General features: G+C 37.3%; 1 rRNA gene. It reads left to right on the plus strand.

From position 1 onward, the window contains the following. Window positions 1-827, plus strand: a 23S ribosomal RNA gene (locus ACT6VE_RS34840); the annotation flags it as partial. Between the last annotated feature and the right edge of the window lie 194 nt (window positions 828-1,021).

Here is a 1,021-nt window from a genome sequence, read left to right on the forward strand (position 1 = left end):
CCCCCGAGGGGGGCCAAAGGGAAAAAAAAACCTGGGTGGGGAGGGGTGGGGGCCTTAGGAAGAACTTTTTTTGCATATTTTACCGCAGCCAAAGGGTAAAGGCCAGAGGGGTCCAGAGGCTTAGGATTTAAAAAAAAAGAAGGTCTGGAAGAATATAGCTAAAGATAAAGAAAAAACCACTGTAAGAAGTATACCAGTTAATGGGTAAATTATAAACATTTGTTTTACTGGGGCGGTAGCTTTCATTAAAGTAACGAGAGCATACAAAAGGCTTTATATAAAACTTAACCGGAAAAAAAAGCTTAACTGTAAGAAACACTATTCTAACAGATGTCTATAATTAAATTTAAAGTTATAGGGCAGGTGGTAAAGACCGATTAGTAATCTAAAATTATTAATCATCAATGGTTAAAAGGTACACTAGGGATAACAGGCTTATTTTGGTAGAGAGTACACATTAACACCAAAGTTTGGCACCTCGATGTTGGATCATCCCGTCCTAATGCAGAAGTAAGTATTAAGGGTTTGGCTGTTCGCCAATTAAAGGGGTACGTGATCTGAGTTCAAACCGTCGCAAGGCAGGTTGGTTTCTATCTACACACAAAATTATTAAACTATTAAATTTAGATAGTACGAAAGGACGCTCTAAATTAAACCTCTGGTACACTAATTGTTTTTTTATAAAAGCATCGTTAGAAAGCTACGTTTATATGCAATAAATAGAAATAATATATATATAACATTTTAGCATTATAATATAACACTTTTAATAGTATATTTATAATGTCTACCTCCCCACCCCTCCCCACCCAGGTTTTTTTTTCCTTAAGAAAAAAAAACATCCACCCCTACAAGGGGGGGATAAGGTTTATTTTTCTCTTTCCCTTTGGTAAGAAAAAATAAACAGTTCTTCTTCTTGCTTAGGCACCCTGCATTTTTTTTCCCCTCTGGCCCCCCCCGGGGGGGGGGTTAGGAAAAAAAAAGAAGAAGAAGAACCCTGGTTTTTCTTCTTGCCCTAAGG

The sequence above is a fragment of the Shinella sp. genome (assembly GCF_052438155.1).
In the GTDB taxonomy this organism is placed as follows: domain Bacteria; phylum Pseudomonadota; class Alphaproteobacteria; order Rhizobiales; family Rhizobiaceae; genus Shinella.